8 protein-coding genes are annotated in these 8,868 nt (G+C 61.9%); all 8 read right to left on the reverse strand.

Going from position 1 to position 8,868, the window contains the following annotated elements; genetic code table 11:
• Positions 1 to 206: 206 nt before the first annotated feature.
• The gene (locus tag FJ930_RS29765; protein WP_246677100.1) at positions 207 to 1,106 is read right to left on the reverse strand and encodes a LysR substrate-binding domain-containing protein; all 900 of its coding nucleotides are present in this window, start codon (positions 1,104 to 1,106) and stop codon (positions 207 to 209) included.
• A gap of 66 nt (positions 1,107 to 1,172) precedes the next feature.
• Entirely contained in the window at positions 1,173 to 2,561 is a 1,389-nt protein-coding gene (gene argH / locus FJ930_RS29770; RefSeq protein WP_141841166.1) for an argininosuccinate lyase, read from the reverse strand.
• A gap of 7 nt (positions 2,562 to 2,568) precedes the next feature.
• On the reverse strand, positions 2,569 to 3,930 hold the full coding sequence (locus FJ930_RS29775) for an MmgE/PrpD family protein (protein WP_141841167.1): 1,362 nt from the start codon (positions 3,928 to 3,930) through the stop codon (positions 2,569 to 2,571).
• Entirely contained in the window at positions 3,923 to 4,816 is an 894-nt protein-coding gene (locus FJ930_RS29780; protein ID WP_141841168.1) for a polysaccharide deacetylase family protein, read from the reverse strand. Before FJ930_RS29780 ends, FJ930_RS29775 begins: the two co-directional genes overlap by 8 nt.
• On the reverse strand, positions 4,813 to 5,592 hold the full coding sequence (locus FJ930_RS29785) for a polysaccharide deacetylase (protein ID WP_246677101.1): 780 nt from the start codon (positions 5,590 to 5,592) through the stop codon (positions 4,813 to 4,815). The genes FJ930_RS29780 and FJ930_RS29785 overlap by 4 nt, the downstream gene beginning before the upstream one ends.
• A gap of 240 nt (positions 5,593 to 5,832) precedes the next feature.
• Entirely contained in the window at positions 5,833 to 6,660 is an 828-nt protein-coding gene (locus FJ930_RS29790; protein ID WP_141841170.1) for an ABC transporter substrate-binding protein, read from the reverse strand.
• 26 nt (positions 6,661 to 6,686) lie between these two features.
• Entirely contained in the window at positions 6,687 to 7,448 is a 762-nt protein-coding gene (locus FJ930_RS29795) for an amino acid ABC transporter ATP-binding protein (protein ID WP_141841171.1), read from the reverse strand.
• Positions 7,448 to 8,329 (reverse strand): amino acid ABC transporter permease, encoded by an 882-nt coding sequence (locus FJ930_RS29800; RefSeq protein ID WP_141841172.1) that lies wholly within the window; start codon positions 8,327 to 8,329, stop codon positions 7,448 to 7,450. Before FJ930_RS29800 ends, FJ930_RS29795 begins: the two co-directional genes overlap by 1 nt.
• Between the last annotated feature and the right edge of the window lie 539 nt (positions 8,330 to 8,868).

An 8,868-nucleotide genomic window follows, 5' to 3' on the forward strand; every position in this document is an offset into this window, starting at 1 on the left:
TGCCCATCATAGATCTCCTCCAGCTCTGGCCCCACGATCATACCGCAGGGCGGGAGGAGAGCCGTCCACCGCATCAGAAGCGGATTGGCAACTTTCCAGCTTCACAATAAGGATAACGGACGTTCAAATTCCATGATCGGAAACGTGTCCGAGCGCCGTCGGATTTGGCACAATTGCTGGCTGACGGCTCAAATCTCCAACGACATTTACGCTGGACGGTCCTTCACCAGCCAATCGAGCAGATCGGATACGAGCGCTATGGCATCCCCCCTTGCCGGACAGATGGCGTAGTAGCCATAGCCGCTTTCGATGACGCGCGAAAAGGGCGTGACAAGCGCGCCACTTTCCAGATCCTGCCGCGCTAAATGCATATCTCCCATGGTCACGCCGTAGCCGCTTGCCGCGGCTGTCATCGCAAAATCCTGGGTGTCGAATATCTGGTTGCGCGCCGCGGTCAGGTCATAGGCGCTTTCAGCCTGAAGCCAGAGCGTCCAGTCGCTCTGGCGAGCGTTGGAGTGCAGCAGCACGCAGTTAGCCAGATTTTCCAAGCGTGCCGGATCGCCAAGCATGCCGGCGAATGAAGGGGCGCACATCGGCGTAAGCTTTTCGGGCAGGAGCAGTTCGACCTTCATCCCCGGCCAATGGCCGTTGCCATAGAGGATCAGAAGATCGATGTCTCCGGGCCCGAAGTTCGGCCTGGCAAACCAGGCGGTGTCGATCGTGATGTTGAGGTCCGGGTGGCAACCATGAAGGTCGGTCAGCCGGGGAAGAAGCCAGCGCCGGGCGAATGTGGGCGGCATCCGCACGGTTAGGGATCGTCCCTTTGTCCTGGTCGCCTCGAAGGAATTGCGGAGCGAGATGAGCAATCCATTGACGATGGGAACGATCGCGTCGCCCTGCTCGGTCAGGACCACCTTGCGCGTATGACGCTGGAAGAGGCTGCAGCCGAAATAGTGCTCCAGCTGCTGAATCTGGCGGCTGATGGCGCTTTGGCTGAGATTGAGCTCCGACGCAGCCTGGGTAAAGCTTCCTGTCTCCGCTACGACAGAGAAGGTCTGCAGCGTCTGCAATGGCGGCAGCCGGTTCTGCTGGAATGTCGGTTTCAAATGATCCTCCGCGAGGGTGCCATCCATTAAACAGGCGCCGTCGCGGAGGTAAACAGCGTTTCGACGTCAGCCGAGGAGCGCGCGCAGCTCAGCTGCGGCGCGCCGCACCTGCTCGGGCGCCGTACCACCGCGATGGTTGCGGCTGGCGACGGAGCCTTCCGTCGTCAAGACATCCGCCACATCGTCGGAGATCACCGGTGCGAAAGCCTGCATGGCCGCGAGAGGCATTTCTGAGAGTGTCTCGTAGCCGTTGTCCCGCGCGGCGCCGACGATAGCGGCCACCGCATGGTGGGCATCCCGGAAGGGCATGCCGGCGCGCACCAGGTAATCTGCCAGGTCCGTCGCCGTCGAATAGCCTTTTTCGGCCGCCATGCGCATGTTGTCGGCCTTGACCTTGATCGTCGGCAGCATCTGGGTCGTGACGGTAACCGCGCCACGCACATTCTCCAACGTGTCGGTCAGCGGCGGCTTGGACTCCTGCTGGTCCTTGTTGAAGGCGAGAGGCTGCGACTTCATCAGCGCCACGGACGTCGTCAGGTTACCGATCACACGCGCGGCCTTGCCGCGGACAAGCTCGGCGAGATCGGGATTGCGCTTCTGCGGCATGATAGAGGAGCCGGTGCAGAACTGATCGCCGACCTCGATGAAATCGACCATTGGCGTACACCACAGGATGACTTCCTCGGCGAAGCGCGACAGGTGGCCCATGATGACGGCGCCGGCCGCGCAGATATCGACCACGTAATCGCGGTCGGAAACGGCGTCGAGCGAATTGCGGAAGGCGCGCGAAAAACCGAGTTCCTGCGCACTGAAATCAGGGTCGATGGGAAAGCCTGTTCCCGCGAGCGCCGCGGCGCCCAGCGGTGACACATTGAGGCGCTCGCGCGCCTGGCCGACGCGCTCGAGATCGCGAATGAACATCTCCGCATAGGCCATCAAGTGATGGCCGAACGTAACCGGCTGGGCGATCTGAAGGTGGGTGAAGCCCGGCATGATCGTAGCCGCATGGGTTTCCGCGAGATCGACGAAGGCGAGGATGAGCGCCTTCAACTCGAAACCGAGCGCTTCGAGTTCGGCCCGTGCATAAAGGCGGATATCCGTCGCGACCTGGTCGTTGCGCGAGCGGGCGGTGTGGAGCTTCTTGCCGGCGTCGCCGACCAGCGCCGTCAAGCGGCTTTCGACGTTCATGTGGACGTCCTCGAGCTCCTTCCTCCACACAAAGGCGCCGGATCCAATTTCACCGGCGATCGTGTCGAGACCGGTCTGGATGGCCTCGTGGTCCGCGGGCGTCAGGACGCCTGCGCGGGCAAGCATCCGGGCATGAACCTTGGAGGCGGCGACGTCATAGATGGCGATGCGCTTGTCCTGGTCGAGGCATTCGTGAAAGTCGCGAAAGTCGGTCGAGATGGCCTCCTTGAACAGGGGCGACCATGTTGCGTTCGAAGGTTCGGACATTGTCATCTCACGGTTGGAGCAGATCGGTGAAGGTGCGGACATCGTCGACAGCGTCGATGTCGAGGATCACATCGCGAAGCGCGGCAACGCGGGCTTCCGGCAGCACGATGCCAGCAAGATCGGCGTATTTGGCGATGATGCGCTCGTCGCTCAGCGGATTGAGCGGTCCGCCGAGGGGATCTTCCACCTTGGCCGAAAACACCCTGCCATCACGGGTACGGATATCCACGGACGGCTCTTCCTCGTCGCGCATCGCCTGGTCGACGCCAACCGTCACACGGTCCAGCCATTTGCCGATCGCTGGATCACGCCAGGCTTTCTCCTCGAGCTCGGCCAACGAGACCTTGCCGTGATGCAGCCGGGCCGCAACGGCATAAGGCAGGCTCATCTGTGCCTGCGCCCGCGAGGTCACCGTCTTGTGGCCGCACATGCCGAACTGGAAGGTGCTCATCTCGACGGAGACCGAAGCGACATCCGAACTCGCCAGCCGGTTGTCCCCGAGCATCAAATCGATGGCGTCGATGGCCGAGTGTGTGCCGCGGCACGTCGCGTGCGGCTTGATTGAGCAGCGGTTGAGCCGCCAGTTCTGGCCGAAATCGCGACTGAGCTCTTCCGATGCCGCCCGCCCGTCGCCAAAGGTTCCGAAAAATCCGCCCCAAACATCGTCGAAAGCCAAAAGCGGCCCGTGAAAACCGGACCGAGCGAGCCGGGCCGAAACGTAGCCGCCCTCCGCGGCACGGCCGGCGTGCAGCTTTTTGGCGGGGCCGCCATCATGGATGAAGGCCCAGGTCCCGCCCGAATAGGAGAGCGCGCAGCCTAGCGCCGAGGCTATGCCGTCTCGATCCAGTCCCAACAGTGTCGCCACGGCCGCCGCGGCGCCGAAGGTCCCGCAGGTGCCGGTTGAATGCCAGCCTTTGCCGTTGTGGATTTCATAGCCGCCGGCGGCCTCCAGGACGCGGCGTCCCACCTCATAGCCTAGCAACACGGATTTAAGGAACAACCGGCCGTCGACGGCTCCCTCCATCGTTTCGAGCGCCGCAATGACGGCCGGCACAACGACGGCGCCAGAGTGATCGCAGCCACCAGAATCGTCCAGTTCGAAGGCATGAGCGGACACGCCATTGAGGAAAGCAGCGGTGCGGGCGTCGGTCTTGAGCGGCAGTCCCCAGGCGCTCGCCTCTCCTTTGTCGCCCTTCAACCCTAGTGCGTCGACCGCGAGCTTCGTCTCGAGCGATGTCGCGCCCACGATCGAAACGCCGAGCGTATCCAGAATATGGAGCTTGGCTTTTCGCACCGTGGTTTGAGGAAAGTCCGAAAAGTCCGTGGCAGCGACTTTGTCGGCAAGCGCAGTGAGCATGGTTTCAGCCATCGACGCCCTGCTCCTTGCGATAGGTGTCGAAGACCTCGATCGGATGATCGTTCGCGACGGTCGAGTCAAGCGACTTCTGGCGCTCCGCTATCTCGCCGCCGGTCGCCAGCCACACATCGTCGAAGCTGAGGATGTGACGCAGCAGGTCCTCGACAAGCGAGATCCGCCCAGGTGTTCCGCTCCATTCCGGTCGAAGCTGGATAACGTAGCAGAGGCCGTAGCGGCGATATGCGTCGAACTCGGCGATCCAGTTGTGAAGGACGCCTTCGTAGTCGGGTATCCGGCCCTGACCCTTCGGAAAGGCGGGCGTGAAATTGAACTGGAAATAGGGCCGGTCTTCCAGCTCGACGTGAACCGGAATTTCCACAAGACCGGACGGATGGGTGTAGGGCACGTCGTCGCCATTGAGGCTGGCCGACCAACCGTAACCCGCCTCCAGCAGAAGCCTGTCGAACCCTAGGGGCCAATTGCCCTGCGCCAGGCGGAACCCGGTTATGTCCCTCCTCGCCAGCGTGTTCAGCGCGTCCCTCGAGCGCCTGAGGCTGTCGAGCGACCGGGCAGGCGTGAGCGCGTCGTAGCGATCGAAGGCAAGGCCGCTGCTTGCGATCTCGTGCCCCGCATCGGCGATCCGACGCGCCAGGTCGCCATGGCGATCCGCTGTTTGGGCGTTCAGGAACCAGCTTGCCTTGACGTTCGATGTTGCGAATGTCCGGCAAAGCCGCTCGACGCCACGGGTTGCGCCGAATTGCCAGACCGACAGGCTCTTCGACCTGTTGGCGAGATCGGGAGCGGCGGCTATCGCGTCGGCTCCGTCGTCGAACGGCACCGCGACCATCACGGCGCAGCTTTTGCCCTTGGGCCAGATTGTCGGCTGTGGTGTGGTCATGCTGTCAGCTTTCGATTGTCGGCCCCGGACCGGCGTTCGATCCACCAATGGGCGATGTCGCCGAGGCGGGCCGTCCAGACGCTGTCGCCTTTGCTGGCGATCGCCTCGAACAGGCCCTGGAGAATGGAAAGACGCCCCGGCTTGGCGCATACCTTCGGATGCAGGATCGTCGTCCAGCACAGCCCTTCGCGATGATAGCCTTCGAACTCCGCGCGCCAGTTGCGCTCGACGGCGCGATAATCTGCAATCCGGTCAAGCCCGATCGGGAAATCCGGCGTCTCGGTGTAGGCAAGCGCGGTGTAGTCGTCGATGTCCCAGCGCGCCGGGATTTCAACGAGCCCGGGACCCTTATCGGAAGGATGGAAGTAGGGGCGGTCGTCGCCGCGCATGGAACTCGAGTAGATGACGCCGAAATCCTGGAGAAGCGCCGCCGTTTCCTGGCTCCAATCGCCCGATGGTGTTCTGAACCCGATAGGCGTCACGCCGAGCCGCTCGCGAAAAATCCGGCGCGACCGCGCCATCACGTCCAGTTGCTGCTGCGCCGTGAGGTCAATGAATACCTCGTGGCGGTGACCGTGATAACCAACCTCGTGGCCGCCGGCGACGATGCGCTCGCACCGGTCGGTCCAGTGCTCCACGACCCAGGTTGGGATGAAGAAAGTGGCCCTGAGGTCATAAGCCGCGAGCAGGTCGAGCAATCTCGGCAGCGCGCGCCACGGGCCATAGGCGCCCTGCGTGAAATAACGCGGGTTGGAAAGCAGCGACCCATCGAGCATCGCGTCTCCCGTCGGCCCGTCGACGTCGAAAGCGAGACCGACTGCGGATTGTCTTCCGGCCGGCCAAAGCGAACCGATGGAAAGAGGAGGCTGTGGCATGGGCGTGGTCATTCTGTTGGGGGATTCCCCCGCGCCCGGCAAAGCCGGGCGCGGGGGGCTCAAGGACAAAGCTCCCAGTTCCGGCCGGATGACCGGTCGAAGATCGCGAACTTTCGGGGAGGTTTAGGCGCGCCTTGGCGCTTACTTCACGCCGTTGATGACGGCCTTCGGCACCGCGTTGTGCACCAAGCCCCACTTCTTGAGCATGGCGTCGTAGGAGCCGTCCTTGATCAGTTCGTCAAATGCGCCGGCCACGGCATCGCGAAGGCCGGTATTGTCCTTCTTGAAGCCCATGCCGAACGTATCGTTGCTGAGCAGGGGTTCGCCGATGAGTTGATAGGTGTCCGGCTCGAGGCGGATCTGGTAGGCGATCGTTTCGATGCCCTGCACTACGGCATCGTAGCGGCCCTGCTTCATGCCGAGACGGGCGGCGTTGGAATCGGCCGTTCCCTCGAACTTGATCGCAGGCTTGCCCTTGGCAACGCAGTTGGCGTCGCTCCAGCTGGTGACGTTTTCGCCGAAGGAGGTCGAACGGCTGCCAGCGACGGTCTTGCCGCAGAAATCCGTCGTTTCCTTGTATTGGGCGGCGTTGGCCTTCATCGTGAAGAGGATCGGGCCACTCGTTAGGTAGTCGACGAAGTCCATGCTGGCCTGGCGCTTCACGTTGTCGCTCATGCCGGAGACGATCATATCGCCGCGCCCGGTCTGGAGCCCGCTCTGCAGCTCCTGGAATGCGGAGGTGACGAAAAGCACGTTGAGATTGAGCTTCTTGCCGATGGCGTTGATCAGGTCGACGTCGAAGCCGTCCAACGTGCCCTGATCGGGATTGACGAATTCCATGGGCGGGTAGATCGGGTTGGTCAGGACGCGCAGTTCACCCTGGTTGACAAGGTTGAGCTTGGTGTCCGCGTGCGCAGCACCGGCCGCGACAAGGGCCATTGCCGAAACGGCAATGCGTAGGAATTTCATGGCTTTTTCCTCCTGAAGGTTGTTTTTCAAAGCACCGCAGAGATGAAGTTCCTCACTCTGGGATTTCGTGGACTTTCGAGAATCTCGGCGGGTGTCCCGCAGTCGACGATGCGGCCGGCGTCCATGAACAGCACACGGTCGGCCACCTCGCGGCAGAAGCCCAGTTCATGCGTGACGACGATCATCGTGGTGCCGGAGGCCGCAAGCTCCTTCATCACGCCCAGCACCTCGCCGACCAGTTCTGGATCGAGCGCCGAGGTCGGCTCGTCAAACAGCATCGCCTTGGGCTTCATGGCGAGCGCACGGGCGATCGCTACGCGCTGTTGCTGGCCGCCGGACAATTCGCCCGGGTAAGCATCGGCTTTGTGGGCAAGCCCGACGCGCTTGAGCAGGGCCTTGGCTTCCTCGACGCAAGCGGCCTTGGGGCGTTTCTGCACGCCCATCGGCCCCTCGATGATGTTTTGCAGCACCGTCTTGTGGGGGAAGAGGTGGAACCGCTGGAATACCATGCCCACGGACTGCCGCTGGCGGGCGATCTCGCGTTGGCTCAACGGATAGAGCTTGTTCCCGTCGCGGCGGTAGCCGACGATTTCGCCACCGATGGTGACATATCCAGCGTCGACTCGTTCAAGCTGGTTGATGCAACGCAGGAAGGTGCTCTTGCCGGATCCGGAAGGGCCGATGATGCAGACGACCTCGCCTTTCGCGATCGCGAAATCGATATCCTGCAGGACATGGAAGGAGCCGAAATACTTCTGCAGACCGACGGCTGTAATCAGGGCGTCCATCACGCTGCCTCCTCTGCCAAGGTCTGCTGGGCGGGCTGGCCCGGGCGATGGCCGCCCCAGCCTTTCGAGAAATGGCGCTCGATGAATATCTGGCCGATGGATAGCACCGTGACGACCACCATGTACCAGATCGCGGCCACGATCAGCAGTTCGATGACACGGGAGTTGACGTAGTAGACGTCCTCGACGCTTCTCAGCAGTTCGGAGAACTGGATGACGCTGGCCAGCGAGGTGAGTTTGACCATGCCGATGGTTTCATTGCCGATCGGCGGAACGATCACGCGCATGGCTTGCGGCAGGATGATGCGCAGCATGGCCCGCAGCGGCGTCATGCCGATCGAAAGGCCGGCTTCGGTCTGGCCCTTGTCGATGGAGAGGATGCCTGCACGCACCACCTCGGCAGTATAGGCGCCCTGCTGGATGCCGAGCCCCAGGAAGGCGGCGACGAAGGGCGTCATGACATCCACGGTCTTCAGGGAGAAAAGACCGGGAATCCCAATCGTGGGAAAGATCAGCGCGAGGTTGAACCAAAGCAGCAGTTGCAGCAGCGCAGGGGTGCCGCGGAACAGCCAGACATAGCCGATCGAGACGTTCCTGAGCACCGGGTTGTCCGACATGCGCATGATGGCGGCCATCACGCCCAGCACGATGCCCAGCGCCATGGCGCAGAAGGTCATGATGATCGCGTTGACGACGCCTTTGAGAACGCTCGGCGCAAAGATATTGTCGCCGACATATTTCCAGGCGATGTCGCCTACCCAGAACGCCCTGACGAGCAGCACGAGCAGGATTATGACGACAAGCCCAAGTATTTTCGTCCAGATCTGGCGTGGCGGCACAACGACAAAGGCCGTCGACCTGGCGCTTTCGATATCTCCCATGACCATTGTTCCCCGAAGGCTCTATGCCCTCGTTCTTGTTTTGATGACAAAGCGTAACCTTGCGAGCGCAGCTGCCGCAAACGAGATATGAACATGCGATTTATGATGGATTTGCATAAATCTCTTTGCCCTCCATTGCAGCGAATGTGGTTGACGGTATGTGACCACCGAGCTGACCCTTAAGGGCTAAGAGCTGACCGATGGCCTCAGAACTCGGACAAGGCGAACCTCGGTCCACCCCCTGGACTCGATGACGTAGCCTAAGGCGAAGTCGGGTGAAGGATTGGTTTTGCCGCCAACAATTCCGCTAGTTGGTGAAACGCGGCCTGCGCCTACCACAAATCCCGAGGCCAGCCACGGGTCGTAAGCCAGCGTACCTGCAATCCAATGGACGTGTCCGCTTTCGGTTGAAGCGAACCTCACCGCAACGTCTGGCATGGGGCACTTCCAGACAGGCAGCGTTGGGGCCGTGTATGGACGGCTCTCCGTTGGCAAGGGATTCTTTGAGCTTTGCCTTTGCTGGTTGGTGCGGCCATGTA

Source organism: Mesorhizobium sp. B2-4-15 (genome assembly GCF_006658505.1).
GTDB lineage: Bacteria > Pseudomonadota > Alphaproteobacteria > Rhizobiales > Rhizobiaceae > Mesorhizobium.